The organism is Gordonia sp. (in: high G+C Gram-positive bacteria) (genome assembly GCF_047600385.1).
In the GTDB taxonomy this organism is placed as follows: Bacteria; Actinomycetota; Actinomycetes; order Mycobacteriales; family Mycobacteriaceae; genus Gordonia.
In genome coordinates this window covers 1,585,722-1,602,774 of sequence record NZ_JASGKZ010000001.1, presented here as the reverse complement: position 1 = coordinate 1,602,774, position 17,053 = coordinate 1,585,722, and the positions used below count along the sequence as shown (strand labels likewise).

The window sequence follows — 17,053 nt, the reverse complement described above, 5'->3', positions numbered from 1 at the left end:
GGCTCGAAGGGTCGCCCCGCACCGATCGCGGGTACCGTGGAGGAATGCTCTACTTCTTCCTGGTGATCCTGCTGGTGGCGGTGGGATTCGTCGTCTGGCGGATCTCCCAGACCCCGCCCGGTCACGGCGACGGACCGGTGCGCGGGCCGCGGCGGGAGGCCCCGCGCGGCCCCGACGACGATCCGGACTTCCTGCGCAGGCTCTGACCCGCACCGACGACGAGGGGCGCCTCTCCATTTGGAGAGGCGCCCCTCGTCGTCGGTGGCGGAATCGGCTACTTGGCGTAGTCGTAGAAGCCGCGGCCGGTCTTGCGGCCCAGGTAGCCGGCGTCGACCATGCGGCGCAGCAGCACCGGCGGCGCGTAGTGCGGCTGGCCGAACTCGGCGAACAGCGACTCGGCCACGGCCAGGCAGATGTCCAGGCCGACGGTGTCGCAGAGGCGCAGCGGACCCATCGGGTGGCCGCAGCCGTTGACCATGCCCGCGTCGATGTCCTCGGCCGAGGCGAAGCCCGACTCGTACATGCGGATCGCGTTGGTCAGGTACGGGATCAGCAGGGCGTTGACGATGAAGCCCGCCTGGTCCTTGGACTCGATGGTCCGCTTGCCGAGGGTGTCGGCGGCGTAGGCGGCCACCTTGTCCACCACCGCGCGGTCGACCTTGAGGGTGGTGACGATCTCGACCAGCGGCATCACCGGCACCGGGTTGAAGAAGTGCATGCCCAGCACGCGCTCGGGGTGCTTGGTGGCGTTGGCCAGGCGGATCACCGGGATCGACGACGTGTTGGTCGCCAGGATCGCGTCCTCGCGGATGATCTCGTCGAGCTTGTGGAAGTACTCCAGCTTCAGCGACTCGATCTCCGGCATGGCCTCGACCACCAGGTCGCTGTCGGCGAAGCTGTCGATGTCGGTGGTGACGGTGACGCGGGCCAGTGCGGCGTCGGCGTCCTCCTGGCTCAGCTTGCCCGCCTTGACGCCGCGAGCCAGGCTCTTGGCGATCCGTTCCTGCGCGGCCTCGACGGCCTCGGCGCGTTCCAGGACGCGCACGGTGGAACCGGCCTTGGCGACCACTTCGGCGATGCCGGCACCCATGGTGCCTCCGCCGATCACTCCGACATTCTTCACTTCATGTCTCCTTCACTTCGAGGGCCCTGCCGCCATGCGGCACTGCGTGCCACATCTAGCATGCGGGTCCGGCCCCGCCCGTGTCGAATCAGACCGTCGAATCAGACGCCGGCGTACGAGTGCAGGCCCGAGATCACCAGGTTGATGGCGAACAGGTTGAACAGCACCGTGACGAAGCCCGCGACGTTGATCCAGGCGGCGGCGGTGCGCCAGCCGGCCGTCGCACGGGCGTGCAGGTAGGCGGCGTAGATGATCCAGGAGATGAAGCTGACCGTCTCCTTCGGATCCCAGCCCCAGAACCGTCCCCAGGCCTCCTCGGCCCAGATGGCACCGCAGATCACGCCGAGCCCGAACAGCGGGAACGCGAACACGATGCACCGGTAGGCGGCCCGGTCGAGGGTCTCGGCCGAGGGCAGCATGTCGGCGGTGTTCGGCCAGCGCTCGCGCACCAGGAAGAGGAGGCTCAGCACGCCGGAGACCACCATGACGCCCGAGGCGATCGAGACCACCGAGACGTGGATGATCAGCCAGTACGACTTCAGCGCGGGCACGACGGGCGCGGCGTGCGTGTACAGCCACTTGGCGCCGACGAACATCATGATGATCACGACCAGCAGCACGAAGCTCATCAGCGGCCGCTGTGCGGGCTTGCGGAGCACGATCAGCGCGCCGGCCACGCCCGCGGCGCAGGTCAGCGTGATGAACTCGTACATGTTGCCCCACGGGGCGCGATCGGTGGCCATGCCGCGCAGCACGATCGATGCGATGTGCGCGACCAGACCCAGGATCACCACCGGGTACGACGAGGCGCTGAGCACCGCGGCACGACTCCGGCGCGGGGCCTGCGGCGGCCCGCCGACCCGGCCCGGGGTGCGGTCGCCCGCGACCGGGACCGATCCCGCCGACGCCCCGGCGCCGACCAGTTCGCGTTCCTTCTCGCTCTCGGCGAGCTCTCCCACGTAGGTCTTGGTCTTGGCCCCCATCGCCAGCGCGGTGAACAGCAACAGCGCGGCGAGCGAGTAGATCCCGATCGACGTGACGTACAACAGATCGGAGTAGCGCCCCAACGTCTCGTCGACGTAGGTACTCATTTCCGTGTCCATTGGCTCTCCTACAGCTTTCCGGGTTTCACGCGGCCACCGTCGACGAGCAGACCTCGGGCCTGCTCGTCGAAACCGTCGCCCCAGCCGGCCTGGTCGGTACGCGCCAGCCCGGCGACCTCTACTACAGTACGTCGCTGCCCGTCGGACGACGCGTTCCCGTCGGTCTTCGCCGGGACCAGACGCACCCGAATGCGGCGTCGTCGCACCAGCATCGACACCACCAGACCGGCCATCATGACGACGGCCGAGACCAGCACCCAGGTCTGCGCCGGATCATGGCTGACCTGCACCGACGCCCACCGCTTGAAGCCGTCGAACGAGACGACGGTGCCGTCCGGGAGCCGGGTGCTCTGGCCGACGTCGAGGTTCACCGAGGCCTGCCGGTTGAGCCGCTTCTGGTCGATCAGCGAGCGGTCGAGACTGTCAATGCTCTGCGCCCGGCCGGTGTCCAGGCCGGCGTCGCCGACGTAGACGCGGATCGCGACGGCCGGGTCCTTGACGACCATCGACTGCGAGAGCAGCAGCGTCCCGTGATAGGTCGGGTCCGGCGCGAACAGGCCGTCGACGGCGATCTGGTGCTTGCGGCGCTCGTCCTCGTCCGGGTACATGCCCGCCGGGGTGTCGAAGCGCACGGCGCCCTCGGACAGCATGGTCGTCGTGTCCTGCGGCAGGAACGGCGCGGTCTGGGTGCGTTTCTCCCCGTTCGGGAAGGTCACGGTGAAGGTCGGCGCGAAGCCGTTGCCCAGCACGTAGATCCGGTCGCCGGCGATCCGCAGCGGATTGTTCACCTTGATGATGCCGGCGGCCCAGTCGCTCTCCGGCGCGGTCACATCGGTGGTGTACACGACCTTCGAGGTGTACATGTCCGGCTGCCCGTTCGGCAGGAAGGTGGCCTCGAACTCGTCGATCCGCACGCAGAACGGCGAGAGGCCGGTGCCGTCGACCATCGCACCGGACCGGAAGCTGTCGTAGACGGCGGTGGAGGTGTTGCACAGCACCTGGTCGTCGCCGGCCACCAGCGTCCGCGTGCCCTCGTAGCCGAAGAGCTTGCCGACCGCGACGGTCACCAGCAGCGCGATCAGCGCCAGGTGGAAGACCAGGTTGCCGACCTCCCGCAGGTAGCCCTTCTCCGCGGAGAGCTCGACGGCGCCGTCGGGGAAGGCCTTCGACGGCGCGACGACCCGCGTCGTCCGCCGCCAGCCGCGCAGGTTCCCCGCGACGCGGTCGGCGAGCTCCTCCGGGGTCCCGTCGACCGTCTCGGTGATGTGCCGCGGCAGCCGCTTCAGGTTGCGCGGCGCCTTGACCGGCTGCGCACGCAGCTGTTGCACGAACTCCCAGCAGCGCGGCGTGATGCAGCCGATCAGCGACACGAACAGCAGGACGTAGATCGCGGTGAACCACGCCGACGAGAAGACGTCGAACAGCTGCAGGCGGTCCATCCACTCGCCCAGGGCGCCCCGGTCGGCGATGTACCGCATGGTCTTGCCCTCGTTGAGCTCCCGCTGCGGCAGCAGGGCGCCCGGGATCGCGGCGAGCGCGAGCAGGAACAGCAGCGCCAGCGCGGTACGCATCGAGGTGAGCTCGTGCCACGCCTTGCGCAGCGGATCGATCAGCCTGCGGCGCACCGGGCTCGGGGTGCGGGAGGTGGCGGGGGCGGTCATATCGGCAACTCCACGTCGAACATGAATGTGATCCGGATCCAGTCGACCAGGTCGTTCCACCAGCCGAAGAGCAGGAGCAGGCCGACGACGATCATCGCCGCCCCGCCGATCAGCTGGATCACGCGGGTGTTGCGTCGCAGGAACGCGAGGCTGCGCACCGCCCACGCGGACGAGAAGGCGAGGATCAGGAAGGGCAGGCCGAGGCCGAGACAGTACGCCACCACCAGCACGGTGCCGCGGAAGGCGTCCATCCCGTCGGTGCCGCCCGCGGTGATCAGGACGACGGACAGGGTGGCACTGGTGCACGGGATCCAGCCGACCGCGAACACCGCGCCGAGGATCGGCGCCCCCAGCCAGTTGGAGAGCCGCCGCGGGAGGGGCAGGCGATGGTCCTGCGTCTTGATGGTGCCCAGGAACACCAGACCCATCACGATCACCACGACGCCGCCGATCCGCTGGAGCAGCAGCACGCGGCCCTCGTCGTACAGGGCACCGGTGAGCCCGAAGAAGGCCACCGTGAACAGCACGTACACCACGGTGAAGCCGAGGACGAAGAGCAGCGCGGCGCCGAGCACCCGCAGCCGCCCCTTCTTCGCGGGTTCGTCCGGACGGACCGCCGGGGCCTCCGCGCCGACGAGCCCGGCGAGATACGACAGGTAGCCGGGGACCAGCGGGATCACGCACGGCGAGGCGAAGGACACCAGCCCCACCAGCATGCACACCCCGAAGGCGAGCACCAGGTGTCCGGATGCGGCGATGTCCGCGAAGGTCTCGGCGGCGCTCGCCAGCGGCGTGGACGTCATCGCTCGGCGTCGCCCTCGGCGAGCACGCGGTCGACCGCCGCGGTCAGCTCCTTCTCCGTGACGGCCTTCAGGTACACGACGGCGGGGCGCAGCCGCCGGTCCAGGATCACCGTGGTGGGCACGGCGCCGACGGGGACGCCGAGCGCGTGCAGGGTGCGCCCGCCGTAGTCGTAGATCGACGGGAAGGTGAGTCCGCGGTCGTGCGCGAAGTCCTGTGCGGCGCCGCGGTTGTCGCGGAAGTTTATGCCGAGCATCTGCACGCCCGCGGCCTTCTTCGCCGCGAAGACGCGCTCGATCTCGGTCGCCTCCCGGCGGCACGGCGGACACCACGAGGCCCACACGTTCACCACGACCACCTTGCCGCGGTAGCCGTTCAACTCCACCTCGGCGTCGTTCAGGTCCTTCCCCGACACCGTGCCGACCGGCTTGCGGTCGTCGACGGCGTACTCCAGGACGGTCTTGCCGCCCGGAGCGACGATCTCGTTGCCCTGGCCCTGGACCACCGCGTCGTCGCCGCCGCTGCAGCCGGTGAGGACGGTGAGTCCCACGAGGCCGCTGAGCAGCGCAGCCGTCAGCCGACGGGCACTCGAGGCGAACACGTCAGGTCACGCCCCGGTGATCGACGGATCCGAGGCGCCCGCGGGCTCGGAGTACACGATGTCGACGAGCTCGTCGCCGTCGTAGACGAGGCTGGTCAGCGAGGCCAGCGAGCACTGGCGCACGCGGGGGTCGTGCCAGAGCCGACGGCCCTCCAGGAAACGGCGCAGGGTGTACACGGGCAGCTGGTGGCTGACGCACACCACCTCGCGGCCGGGCGCGGTGTCGCGGGCCTTGTTCGCGGCGGCCAGCATGCGGTGGGCGATCTGGATGTACGGCTCGCCCCACGACGGGGTGAACGGGTCGCGCATCTTGAGCCAGTGCCGCGGCTTGGAGAGCGCGCCGCCGGAGACCACCAGCCCCTCGAACTGGTTGTCCGCCTCGATGAGGTCGTCGTTGGTGACGATCTCCAGCCCGTGTGCGGCGGCCACCGGGGCGGCCGTCTCCTGCGCCCGCTGCAGCGGCGACGCGTAGACGGCGGCGACGTCGTGGTCGGCGAGGGCGTCGGCGACGATCCGGGCCTGCTCTCGGCCGGTGTCGGAGAGCCGGAATCCGGGCAGTCGGCCGTAGAGGACGCCGTCCGGGTTGTGGACCTCGCCGTGACGCATCAGGTGCACGATCGTTTTCATCAGACGGTCCTCACGGTGGAAGGGGCTTGCGCGGCGGCCGCGGCGGCGGCCGCGGCCGGGAGGGCCTCGGCGATCTTCTCGAAGGCGTCCTCGTCGAGGGCCGCGGAGGTGAACCACGCCTCGAACGCGCTCGGCGGCGGGTAGACGCCCGCGTCCAGGAGCGCGTGGAAGAACGGGGCGAAGCGCCAGGTCTGGGTGGCCTTGACGGTCGCGTAGTCGGCGATCGGCGCCGCCGGATCGGCGTCGTCGTCCAGGAAGAACACGCTGAACAGGTTGCCCGCGGCCTGCACCCGGTGGGCGACGCCCGCGGCGGTGAGCGCCTCCCCGAGCATGGTCTGCAGGCGTGCGGCGTTGGCGTCGAGGGTGGCGTAGACGTCGTCGGTCGCGTGCGCCAGCGTCGCCAGTCCCGCGGCGACGGCCACCGGGTTCCCCGAGAGGGTGCCCGCCTGGTACACCGGGCCGACCGGGGCCAGGTGGTTCATCACCTCGGCGCGGCCGCCGAAGGCCGCGGCGGGCAGACCGCCGCTCATCACCTTGCCGAAGGTGAACAGGTCGCCGTCGACGGGCTCGAGCCCGTAGTAGCCGGAGCGGCTGACGCGGAAACCGGTCATCACCTCGTCGAGGATCAACAGCGCGCCGTGGCGGCTGGTGATCTCGCGCAGACCGGCGTTGAAGCCGGGGCCCGGGGTGACGGCGCCCATGTTGCCGGGGGCGGCCTCGGTGATCACCGCGGCGATGTCGTCGCCGTGCAGCGCGAAGGCGGCGGCGACCGCGTTCAGGTCGTTGTAGGGCAGCACCAGGGTGTCGTGCGCGGCCGCGCCGGTGACCCCCGGCGACGTCGGCAGACCCAGCGTGGCGACGCCCGAGCCCGCGTCGGCCAGCAGCGCGTCGACGTGGCCGTGGTAGCAGCCGGCGAACTTGATGATCTTGCTGCGGCCGGTGAAGCCGCGGGCCAGCCGCACCGCGGACATGGTGGCCTCGGTCCCCGAGTTCACCAGGCGCACGCTGTCGACCGGAGCCATCCGCTCCACGATCGCCTCGGCGAGCAGGATCTCCGCCTCGGTCGGCGCACCGAAGCTCAGCCCGTGCACCGCGGCCGCACGGACCGCGTCGACGACGGCCGGGTGCGCGTGCCCCAGGATCATCGGGCCCCACGAACAGACCAGATCCACGTAGCGGTTGCCGTCGACGTCGACCAGGGTGCAGCCGGAGGCCTCGGCGATGAAGCGGGGCGTGCCGCCCACCGCGGAGAACGCCCGGACCGGAGAGTTCACGCCGCCGGGAATCGACGCGGCGGCCCGGGCGAAGAGCTCAGCACTGACCGGCGCGCCCGGATCGGGAACGGCAGAGGAAGCGACCATGACCACCAGTGTTCCAAATCCGGGGCCACGCGCCCAATCGCGCTGGGCGGATGCCCCGGTCCGAGAGGTTTCGGGGGATGCAGATCACCCGTCCGGAGCCCGGCGGGTCCGGCCGTTCAGGAGTCCAGCGCCGCCAGGACGGCGTCGGCCATCGCCCGCTGACCGTCCGCGTTCGGATGCAGCGACGCCGGACCGGCGACGGTCATCGGCTCCACCCAGCGCTGCCCCGGCTCCGCGCAGGCATCGTGTCCCCGTGCGCGCCCGGACATGTCGACGAACGTCGCGCCCGCGGCCTCGGCGGACCGGCGCAGCGCCGTGTTCAGCCGGGCCTGGCCGTCGTGGACGAACGGGACGTCGCCCGCGGCGATCGGGATCCGGTCGTAGCAGCCCTGCTGCGCGGGCAGGATCCACGGATAGCCGACGACGAAGACGCGGGCCTTCGGCGCGCGCTCGGCGATCGCCCGCAGGCCCGCGGTCAGGTCGCGTTGCGTCCCGGCGAGGATCCGCTCGACCCGCGCACCCATCTCGCTGCGGCACGGCGACCCCCGCTGCTGTTGCCGCCCGAGCCGCGCGCACGTCCCGATCAGACTGGTGAACAGGGCCGAGTCGTTGCCGCCCAGCGTCATCGTGACCGTCTCGGTCTCCGGCCCCACCGCCTCGAGCTGCGGACGCACGCCCTCGTACTGGCTCTGCGCGAGGTGCGCCGTCCGGGCCCCGGAACAGGACACGTCGACCAGATCCCACCGTTCGGCTTCGGCGACCAGCTGCCCGAAATTGCGTTCGGCGCGCTGGCACAGGAACGGGGAGTCCGCGAGCAGCGGCTGCACCCCGGCCCCCGCGGCGTAGCTGTCGCCGAGGTGCACGTGGGTGTGCCCGGGCGCGTCCGACCGCGCGGCGGAGTCGACGGGTGCCGACTGCTTCGCGGGCTCCGCCCGATCCGCGGCGGACACCGCGACCGCGACCGCCGCGGCGACCAGCACCAGTACGACGACGACCAGCGTCGCCGCCCGTCTTCCGGGTCGGGCCATCGGGCTCAGTCCGCGCCCGGGCCGGAGCTCTTCCGCGGCGGCAGGCCCATCGTCACCGCGAGATGCGCCTGCGTGAGCTCGGATCGGAAGGTGCCGACGTCGCGCGCCCAGGCCTGCGCGAGTCTGCCGTTCTTCATGCGCACGCCGACCCCCGTACGACGTCGAGGCACCGCGGGCAGCTCACCGAGCGCCAGGGCGCTCTCCCACTTGGCGGGCACCCCGCCGTGGTTCTCCGGATAGATCTCGGCGATGTCGGCGAGCGGAATCGTCGTCGCACCCTGCCGCAGGGTGGTCTCGGTGAGGTGCACGCTCCCGTGCCGGTCGCCCGCCGCCTTCTGCATCCAGCCGAAACCGACGAAGATCGTGAAGAAGATCGTCAACACCACCCAGTTCACCGGGCCTCGACCGAAGATCTCCAGGAGGGCCACCGCGACGATCAGCCCGCCGCCGATCCAGGCCAGCGACCAGCTGCCGCCGGTCTCGTGGAAGAGCGTCTCGCCGGGATCCTCGTTTCCGGCCGGGGTATTCCCTTCCGGGTTGTCGCCTGTCGGGGTGCTGCCGGCGTCGTCGTGCCCGCTCATCGCGGGTCCGCCTGATCGTCGCCGGATCCGTTCACGTCCCGACCGTTGAACCAGGCGTCGGCCTTCGGCCGGTAGGCCAGCACGGTCCCCCAGAACCCGAGCACCGCCACGGCCAGCACCACGGCCAGTCCGGACGACCGGAAGCCGATGGTCAGCACCAGCAGCATCACCACGACCACGAAGGTCAGGGCCGCCAGCGCACCGCGCCACTGCTGCCGGCACATCGCTCGACGCGCCAGCATGATGTACGCGGCGCCGACCGCGGCGACCAGGACCTCCACGGCCATCAGGCCGAGGTGCCAGCCGGACCACAGCTCGGTCACCAGGCTCACCGCGCCGAGCGCCGCCAGCAGCACACCGGCGGCCGTCCACAGGCCGAACGCCCACCGCACCGATACCGGACGGGTCGCCGGATCGGGCACGAAATCCTTGTTCATTTCGGTCATCGACCACTCCTCTGACCGGTCCGGCGGCCGCCCCTGCGGTGGGCCTCGACCGCTTCGACGTACTTCTTGGTGTCCGGATGCATCACGGCCGGCAGCACCCCGACGGCCGCGACGCCCATCAGGATGCGCGGGATCATCGTCCACTGCGGCAGCGGATCGGCGCTCGCGCCGTCGCCGAAGAGGTACCCGGACACCGCGAAGACCATGTCCACTCCGATGACCACCGCCATCCAGCCGAGCAGGAAGCGCGCCCACCAGAATCCCCGGACCACCAGCAGCACCGCGGCGGCGGCCAGGGCCGCGAACATCACCGCCCCCAGGACCAGGGCGGCGATCGTCATCACGGTCGAGAACCGCTCCACGTCCTGGATGCCGACCGCGTCCTTCATCTCCGTGGCCTGCTTGATCATGTCCGTCCGAGCATCGGAGTACATCGACGGCACGACGACCCACCGGCAGATCACCACGACCACGGCCAGTTGGATCACCACCGTGATGCTGTCCGGCCGCGCGGGCTTCTCTCCGGGCGGAGACGTCGGGCCGGGCGCGGGCGGTCGCGGTGGCGGCGACGGGACTGTCATGGGTTACAGGGTAGTGGGCCACAGCCGCCGGGCGATCTCGACGGCGGCGTAGGTGAGCACGATCGACGCCCCCGCGCGCACGATCGACAGGACCGCCTCGTCGAGCGCCGCCTCCCGGTCGATCCAGCCGCGTTCGGCGGCGGCGCAGATCATCGAGTACTCGCCGCTGATCTGGTAGGCCGCGACCGGCCGGTCGGCCAGATCGGCCACCTCGCGCACGATGTCCAGGTAGCTCATGGCCGGCTTCACCATCACCATGTCGGCGCCCTCGTCGAGGTCGGCGAGCAGTTCGCGCACCGCCTCGGCGCGGTTGGCCGGGTCCTGCTGATACGTACGACGATCCCCCTGCAACGACGACCCCACCGCCTCGCGGAACGGCCCGTAGAAGGCGGACGCGTACTTGGCGGTGTAGGCCAGGATCGAGACGTCGGCGAACCCCTCGGCGTCGAGCGCATCGCGGATCGCGGCCACCTGGCCGTCCATCATCCCGCTCGGGGACACCACGTGGGCACCCGCCCGGGCCTGCGCGACGGCGAGCGCGCGGTAATGCGTCAGGGTGGCGTCGTTGTCGACGCGGCCGTCGTCGTCGAGGACGCCGCAGTGCCCGTGGTCGGTGAACTCGTCGAGGCAGGTGTCGGCCATCAGGACGGTGGCATCGCCCAGGTCGTCGCGCAGGACACCCAGCGCCCGGTTCAGGATCCCGTCGGGCCGCGCCCCGCAGGAGCCCTCCGCGTCCTTGTCCTCCGGACGCGGCACGCCGAAGAGCATGAGTCCGCCCACCCCGGCGGAGACCGCCTCCTCGGCGGCGGCCCGCAGGGAGTCGAGGGTGTGGTTCACCACCCCGGGCATGGAGGAGATGGGACGCGGCGCGTCGATCCCGTCGGCGACGAACATCGGCAGCACCAGCTGGGCGGGGTCCACACGGGTCTGGGCCACCAGCCGTCGCATGGCGGGGGTGGTACGCAGACGGCGGGGACGGATCACGGGACGGTCCATGCCCCGATGGTACGGGGACCTCCGCCGCGGGCGATCGGTGCTCCCGCGCCCCGCGCTCCCCGTCGACCCCGACGTCGTCGTCCGCCTCGCCGATCGCGCCGGCACATCGCACTCCGACCCCTTGCCTCCTCCCTCTGCCCCGCCTCCCTCTGCCCCGCGTGTCGCGTGCCCTCTTCCGTGTCGCGCCCCATGGATCGGCAGCGACACGGAAGAGGGCACGCGACACGCCCGACACAGTCCGCGAATCCCGCCGCACTCCACACGGCCCGACACAGCCCGCACCGCCCGACACGACTCGTGCGGCCCGACGGCCCGGCGCACCCCGTGAACGACGACGACCGGACCCGGGCTGTACCCGGATCCGGTCGTGGCGGAGTCTGCGGAACGGTCAGGAGACGGTCCGCAACGGATCGTGCTCGATCATCAGCTTGTCGAGCCGGGCCTCGTCGACCCGGCCCCGCAGGCTGGCGGCCTCCTGCTGATCGCGGACCACCTTCGCCAGGTTGAAGCAGCTGGTCACCAGGAACAGGGTGCCGACGATCATGAATCCGCGCTGCCACGGATCCATCGGCAGATAGAAGGCCCCGATCAGAAGTGATCCGGACGAGACGACGAAGGCGATCGCCGACTGGACGAAGAACGGGGTGCTGGGCTTGGGAGCGGTGGTGATGCTGGTCATGCTCACCACCGTGCCAGCAGCTCCCACCTCGGAGGATGCGTAGAACTACCTCTTCGACCGCGTGGATTCCCGTCCGATTCGCCCCGGAGGGGCGGGGCGTCGCCGGCCCCTCGGCCCGGCGACGCCCCGCACACGGTTCACGACCGCGAGCGGCGCGACTTCTTCCGCGGCGGCGGCAGCGTTCCGGTGGCGCGCAGTTCGGCGGCGTGCGCGGCCAGCGCGTCGACCAGGGCCGGGATCGAGGCGTCCTCGGGCTGGACGTCCACCCGCAGACCGAACTCGATCGCCGTCTCGGCCGTCTTCGGGCCGATGCACGCGACGATGGTGCGCGCGTGCGGCTTGCCCGCGATGCCGACCAGGTTGCGGACCGTCGAACTCGAGGTGAAGCAGACCGCGTCGAAGCCGCCGGTCTTGATCATCTCGCGGGTCTGGGCGGGCGGCGGCGCCGCCCGCACGGTGCGGTACGCGGTGACGTCGTCGATCTCCCAGCCGCGTTCGCGCAGGCCCTCGGACAGGGTCTCGGTGGCGATGTCGGCGCGCGGCAGCAGGATGCGGTCCACCGGGTCGAAGATCTCGTCGTACGGCGGGAAGTCCTCGAGCAGGCCGAGCGAGCTCTGCTCGCCGGACGGCACCAGCTCGGGCACGACGCCGAAGGACCGGACCTTGGCCGCGGTGGCCTCGCCGACGCAGGCGATCTTGACGCCGGAGAACGCGCGGGCGTCGAGCCCGAACTCCGCGAACTTCTCCCACACCGCGCGCACCGCGTTGGTCGAGGTGAACACGACCCACTGGTAGCGGCCGTCGACCAGGCCCTTCACCGCGCGCTCCATCTGCGCGGGGCTGCGCGGGGGCTCCACGGCGATCGTGGGGACCTCACGCGGGATGGCGCCGTGTCCCACCAGGCGGTCGCTCATGTCGGCGGCCTGATCCTTGGTGCGCGGCACCAGCACGGTCCAGCCGTACAGCGACCGCGACTCCCACCACGAGAACTTGGTGCGCTTCTCCACCAGCTTGCCGACGGTGAGGATCAGCGGACCGGCGATCCCCGCGACGGCCTCGGTGAGGGTCGCGAGCGTCGCCTCGACGGTGCGCTGCCGGCAGGTCGTTCCGTTCACGGTGATCGCAACCGGGGTCTGCGGAGCCACCCCGTGTTCGGTGAGCGCGCTGGCGACCTCGCCCAGATGGCCGTCGGTGGCGTGCAGCACCAGCGGGCCCGGGGCCGCCGCGAGCGCGGCCCAGTCGACCTCGCCGCGGACGTCGGCCACGGTGTGACCGGAACCGAGCGGCACCCCGGCGAAACCGGGGACCACGGACGCGTGCGGCAGACCCGGGAGGATCTCGAAACCGACGGAGGTCCGGGCGACGGCGGTGATCTCGGCGAGGACGGCATCGGTGGTCATCGGATCACCGGAGACCACCCGCACCACGTCGTCGCCGGTCTTGGCCTGCGCCACGAGGGTCTTGGCGACCTGTGTCGGATCGCCGAGCGCGGGCCGGACCACCGGCTCGGACTCCTCCGCCACGGGCTCGGGCGCCTCGGCCGTCTTCCGACCGCGCGGCTTCTCCGGGGCGGGCTGCGCATGCGCGGCACCGATCAGTTCGACGACGGCGGGCGGAACATCGGGATCGACGAAGGCCGCCGTCGCGTCTACCAGGACTTCCTTGGCACGCACAGTCAGCAGATCCGGGTTTCCGGGACCCGACCCCACGAACAGAATCCGGCCCGGATTAACATTCTTGGTACGGCTCATGCGTTCGCACTCTCCTGCCCCGCAGACGGGGGCTTGCAGTTCGTTCTCTGCGGGAGCCGACGGTCCGGGGTCGCGGCTACGACTCCGGACTGACGAGTGCGGCGGCACCGAGCTCCAGCAGTTCGGCGGCGAGATCCCTGCCGAGCGCGGCGGCCCGTTCCACCGGGCCCACCACCGAAGCCCGGATCACGTCGGATCCGTCTTCGGCCGCCACCGCCGCGCGCAGCGACAGTTCGGCGAAGATGCGCCCGTCCTCGTCGATCGATTCGACCACCTCGGCGATCGCACCGATCGGCGCGGTGCAGCCGGCCTCGAGGGTCGCGAGCACTGCGCGTTCGGCGTCGACCGCCGCATGGGTGGACGGGTCGTCCAACTCAGCGAGGATTCTCACCAGTTCGGCATCGTCGGCACGACACTCGACGGCTAGCGCCCCCTGCGCCGGCGCGGGCAGCATGACCACGGGGTCGAGTGCCTCGGTGACCGCGTCGGTGCGACCAATGCGGACCAGTCCGGCTCGGGCGACTACCACCGCGTCCAGTTCACCGTTCGCGACTTTGCCCAACCGAGAATCAAGGTTGCCTCGTAGGGGGCGAATTTCCAAACCGAGACCGAGTGCTCTAAGCTGCGCGCCCCGACGGGGCGAGGACGTGCCGATCGTGGACCCGGCCGGCAGCTCGCCGAGGACGAGTCCGTCCCGGCTGACCAGGGCATCTCGGGGGTCGACGCGTTCGGGCACGACGATGTGCAGGTCCGGCTCGAGTGCGGTCGGCAGATCCTTGTACGAGTGGATCGCCACGTCGCACCGATGCTCGCGCAGCGCGACCCGGATGGCGGTGGTGAACACGCCGATGCCGATCTCGGCGACCGGCGAGCTCTGATCGGCGTCGCCCGGCGTCTTGATGACGACCAGTTCCGCCGGGTGGCCGGCGGCGATCAGCCGGTCGGCCACGCCCTGCGCCTGCGTGGTCGCCAGCAGCGAGCCCCGCGTGCCGATGCGAATGGGGGCGGGACTCGGGGACTCGGGGTTGTCAGACACGGACGATCCTTCCGGACGCTCAGCGGTGCCGGCGTTGCTCACACGACGCGAACACCGCCGGGTAGGGCACGGTTGCCCTGGCAGGCACCGATGCGCCGGTGCACTGTGAATCAGTGCACCGGCGCATCGACGCTCTGGTGAATCAACGCTAGTGAATGTCCTCCAGCCCCGCATCGGGGATGGCCACCTGTTCCGCGGTGCCGGGCTTGAGCTCGAAGAGCTCGCGCAGCGCCTCGGCGTAGTGGTCGCCGTTCCCCGCCGAGGCGAGTTGCTTCACCCGGACGGTCGGAGCGTGCAGCAGCTTGTCCGCCACCCGGCGGATGGTCTTGGCGACCTCGTCGCGCTGATCGCCGTCGAGGTCCGGCAGTCGGCCCTCCAGGCGCAGGATCTCGGCTTCGACGACGTCGGCGGCCCGCTGCCGGAGCGCGGCCACCGTCGGGGTCACCTGGGCCTGCCGCTGGGCGGCGAGGTAACCCGCCAGCTCGGTGGCGACGATGCTGCGCGCGGCCTCGGCGTCGTCCGCGGCGGCCCGGGTCGCACTGTCTCCGCGCAGGCTCTCGATGTCGACGATGTGCACGCCGGGCAGCTGTCCGGCCACCGGGTCGACGTTGCGCGGCAGGCCGAGGTCGCAGATCATCAGCGGGATCATCGACTTCCTGCGGAGCAGCGCCTGGTGGACGTCGCCGACCTGCAGGACCGGGGTCACCGACCCGGTGGCGGTCACCACGATGTCCGCGTCGGCCATCACCTCGGCGATCTGGTCGATGCCTGCCCCGTGCGCGACGATCCCGTGCTTCTCCGCGACGCCCGCGGCCAGTTCGTCGGCGCGTTCGGCGGTGCGGTTGACGATGATCATCTCGCTGATGCCCTCGCGGGCCAGCTGTGTGGTGGCGAGCGAACCCATCGCCCCCGCGCCGATCACCACGGCCCGGCGCATCGGCACCTGTCCCTCGCCGCGGATGGTCTGCGCCCGATGCAGGGCGACGGACACCACCGAGGCGCCGGCGCGGTCGATCCCGGTCTCGCTGTGGACGCGCTTACCGATCCGCAGCGCCTGCTGAGCGAGCTCGTGCAGGGTGCTGCCCACGGATCGGCACTCGTCCGCGGCGGTGTAGGCGGCACGGATCTGCCCGAGGATCTGCTGCTCGCCGACCACCATCGAGTCCAGGCCGGCGGCCACGGTGAACAAATGCTCCACCGCGGCCTCGGAGTAGTGCACGTAGGCGTGGCCGGTCATCTCCCCCAGACCGAGACCGGAGTGCTCGCCGAGCACCTGCCCGACGGCCTCCAGCGCGGGGTGGAACGCGTCGACCACCGCGTAGACCTCAATGCGGTTGCACGTCGAGACCAGCATGGCCTCGTTGACCACGCGGCTCTGCATCAGTGATTCGACCAGCTTGGGGCGGTCGAAGTCGGATACGGAGAGCCGTTCGAGCACCGGTACCGGAGCACTCCGATGGGAGACCCCGAACAACAAAAGACTCACGCTGCCACCGTTTCCTCAGTCGACGCGGGGCGTCTTGTTCACGCCGCCGTCACGTCCCAGATGCGAGCACATGTACTACACAGGTTAGTTCACTGTTACGGCTTGTGACCAACCGCCCGACGGAGTCTGTCAAGGTCTAAACGCAGCCTATCCTCATCTATTTCCCAGTAACTGTGCTCGACGCCGTCGAGCAGAACCACCGGGAGACGGTCCCCGAATTCCGCGCGCGTCTCCGGATCTCCCTGCTCCGCACGCCGATCGACGTCGACGACGACCGGCGCCAGACCGTAGTCGGCCAACAGCGTCGTCAACTCCGCGTACGCCGTCTCGCACAGATGACATCCGGCGCGTGTCAGCAAGGTCACTTCGGCGAGGGGCTCCGACATGTCCTCAGGGTATCGCCCCGCGTCCCCGCGCACCCGCACGCTCGTCATGACGCCGCAGAGGAGACACGGCGCGTTCTCCGGCCGGCCGTCATCCCGACTCCCGCTCCGACTCCGCCGGAAGGATGCGGAAGATCGGATGCGCTGCGGCGACGGCCTCGAACTCGGCGACCGGCGCGCTCGGCGGCACCGGGATGTGCGGGCGGGCGCCGGGCACCTGCTCCACATACGCCTTCAGCAGCGGCGGCCGCTCCGACGGCGGGATCTCGATCAGACGGACGCGACGCCGACCTCGGCGCTTCGAGGACGGCCGCTCCGTCGTTGGCGCGGACGTTGAGAACCCAGTGGCACCGGTCTCCCAGCATCGACCCGAGATAGCGCTCCCCGTCCACCTCCACGTATCCGAGAGGGAAACGGGTCGGCCGTCCGCTGCGCCGGCCCGGGACCTCCAACGTCACCCAGCGCGCGCCGGGGACCAGACCGCGGGCGAAGACCCGGGCCCACACCCGCGCGTAGCCGCGGGCGAGACGGTTGCCCCGGCCTCCGGCGTACATCGCGCGCAGGGCCTCCTGATTCCGCCGCCGCAGCCATCGGGCGGGTGCGCCGAGCATCTCCGCAATCCACCGCCGACGGGCCCGACCCGCGCTCCCCTCCACACCTCCGACGCTAGCCGGCGGTCCCGGGCGACTCCAGGGGCGCAGGACCCGACCCGGCCGGTGCCACCGGCACCGATCCGCTGGAGACGCACCGTGTCGGAGGTCCGCGATAGGCTGGAACACGTCGCAGCCCGCGTCGATCGCACCGACCAC

At 70.9% G+C, this 17,053-nt stretch carries 19 protein-coding genes and 1 pseudogene; 1 reads left to right on the top strand and 19 read right to left on the bottom strand.

Annotation, left to right across the window (positions count from 1 at the left end; all coding sequences use genetic code 11):
- Positions 1-44 precede the first annotated feature (44 nt).
- Complete coding sequence (locus QM809_RS07085) at positions 45-206, top strand: hypothetical protein (RefSeq protein ID WP_415045101.1); 162 nt, start codon at positions 45-47, stop codon at positions 204-206.
- A gap of 68 nt (positions 207-274) precedes the next feature.
- Here QM809_RS07085 and QM809_RS07080 read toward each other — a convergent pair whose 3' ends face one another.
- The 19 genes and pseudogenes from QM809_RS07080 to QM809_RS06990 form a co-directional block, all read right to left on the bottom strand.
- Positions 275-1,123: a 3-hydroxybutyryl-CoA dehydrogenase gene (locus tag QM809_RS07080; RefSeq protein ID WP_415045100.1), complete on the bottom strand. Its 849-nt coding sequence runs from the start codon at positions 1,121-1,123 to the stop codon at positions 275-277.
- Between the two features lie 101 nt (positions 1,124-1,224).
- Positions 1,225-2,214, bottom strand: a complete 990-nt coding sequence (gene ccsB, locus QM809_RS07075; RefSeq protein WP_415045099.1) for a c-type cytochrome biogenesis protein CcsB — start codon at positions 2,212-2,214, stop codon at positions 1,225-1,227.
- Positions 2,215-2,234: 20 nt separating this feature from the next.
- Complete coding sequence (locus QM809_RS07070) at positions 2,235-3,887, bottom strand: cytochrome c biogenesis protein ResB (RefSeq protein WP_415045098.1); 1,653 nt, start codon at positions 3,885-3,887, stop codon at positions 2,235-2,237.
- Positions 3,884-4,690, bottom strand: coding sequence for a cytochrome c biogenesis CcdA family protein (locus tag QM809_RS07065; protein ID WP_415045097.1), 807 nt, complete (start codon positions 4,688-4,690; stop codon positions 3,884-3,886). The genes QM809_RS07070 and QM809_RS07065 overlap by 4 nt, the downstream gene beginning before the upstream one ends.
- Positions 4,687-5,289: a TlpA family protein disulfide reductase gene (locus QM809_RS07060; RefSeq protein ID WP_415045095.1), complete on the bottom strand. Its 603-nt coding sequence runs from the start codon at positions 5,287-5,289 to the stop codon at positions 4,687-4,689. Before QM809_RS07060 ends, QM809_RS07065 begins: the two co-directional genes overlap by 4 nt.
- A 6-nt stretch (positions 5,290-5,295) precedes the next feature.
- Complete coding sequence (locus tag QM809_RS07055; RefSeq protein ID WP_415045094.1) at positions 5,296-5,916, bottom strand: histidine phosphatase family protein; 621 nt, start codon at positions 5,914-5,916, stop codon at positions 5,296-5,298.
- Positions 5,916-7,277, bottom strand: coding sequence for a glutamate-1-semialdehyde 2,1-aminomutase (gene hemL / locus QM809_RS07050; protein ID WP_415045093.1), 1,362 nt, complete (start codon positions 7,275-7,277; stop codon positions 5,916-5,918). Before hemL ends, QM809_RS07055 begins: the two co-directional genes overlap by 1 nt.
- 116 nt (positions 7,278-7,393) lie before the next feature.
- Positions 7,394-8,305: an SGNH/GDSL hydrolase family protein gene (locus QM809_RS07045; RefSeq protein ID WP_415045092.1), complete on the bottom strand. Its 912-nt coding sequence runs from the start codon at positions 8,303-8,305 to the stop codon at positions 7,394-7,396.
- A 5-nt stretch (positions 8,306-8,310) separates the two neighbouring features.
- Entirely contained in the window at positions 8,311-8,886 is a 576-nt protein-coding gene (locus QM809_RS07040; protein ID WP_415045091.1) for a DUF3093 domain-containing protein, read from the bottom strand.
- Positions 8,883-9,332: a hypothetical protein gene (locus QM809_RS07035; RefSeq protein ID WP_415045090.1), complete on the bottom strand. Its 450-nt coding sequence runs from the start codon at positions 9,330-9,332 to the stop codon at positions 8,883-8,885. Before QM809_RS07035 ends, QM809_RS07040 begins: the two co-directional genes overlap by 4 nt.
- A complete protein-coding gene (locus QM809_RS07030; protein WP_415045089.1) occupies positions 9,329-9,913 on the bottom strand; it encodes a hypothetical protein in 585 nt (194 codons plus the stop codon). Before QM809_RS07030 ends, QM809_RS07035 begins: the two co-directional genes overlap by 4 nt.
- A gap of 3 nt (positions 9,914-9,916) precedes the next feature.
- Positions 9,917-10,909 (bottom strand): porphobilinogen synthase, encoded by a 993-nt coding sequence (gene hemB, locus QM809_RS07025; RefSeq protein ID WP_415045088.1) that lies wholly within the window; start codon positions 10,907-10,909, stop codon positions 9,917-9,919.
- A gap of 388 nt (positions 10,910-11,297) precedes the next feature.
- Entirely contained in the window at positions 11,298-11,588 is a 291-nt protein-coding gene (locus QM809_RS07020) for a YiaA/YiaB family inner membrane protein (protein WP_415045087.1), read from the bottom strand.
- 137 nt (positions 11,589-11,725) lie between these two features.
- Positions 11,726-13,339: a uroporphyrinogen-III synthase gene (locus QM809_RS07015; RefSeq protein WP_415045086.1), complete on the bottom strand. Its 1,614-nt coding sequence runs from the start codon at positions 13,337-13,339 to the stop codon at positions 11,726-11,728.
- A 76-nt stretch (positions 13,340-13,415) separates the two neighbouring features.
- A complete protein-coding gene (hemC, locus tag QM809_RS07010) occupies positions 13,416-14,375 on the bottom strand; it encodes a hydroxymethylbilane synthase (protein WP_415045085.1) in 960 nt (319 codons plus the stop codon).
- Between the two features lie 148 nt (positions 14,376-14,523).
- Complete coding sequence (locus QM809_RS07005; RefSeq protein WP_415045084.1) at positions 14,524-15,861, bottom strand: glutamyl-tRNA reductase; 1,338 nt, start codon at positions 15,859-15,861, stop codon at positions 14,524-14,526.
- Positions 15,862-15,956: 95 nt separating this feature from the next.
- Positions 15,957-16,247 (bottom strand): glutaredoxin family protein, encoded by a 291-nt coding sequence (locus tag QM809_RS07000; protein ID WP_415045083.1) that lies wholly within the window; start codon positions 16,245-16,247, stop codon positions 15,957-15,959.
- Positions 16,248-16,335: 88 nt separating this feature from the next.
- The gene (locus QM809_RS06995) at positions 16,336-16,470 is read right to left on the bottom strand and encodes a hypothetical protein (protein WP_415047140.1); all 135 of its coding nucleotides are present in this window, start codon (positions 16,468-16,470) and stop codon (positions 16,336-16,338) included.
- A gap of 145 nt (positions 16,471-16,615) precedes the next feature.
- Positions 16,616-16,798 (bottom strand): annotated as a pseudogene (locus QM809_RS06990) (nitroreductase family deazaflavin-dependent oxidoreductase); the annotation flags it as partial.
- Positions 16,799-17,053: the final 255 nt, after the last annotated feature.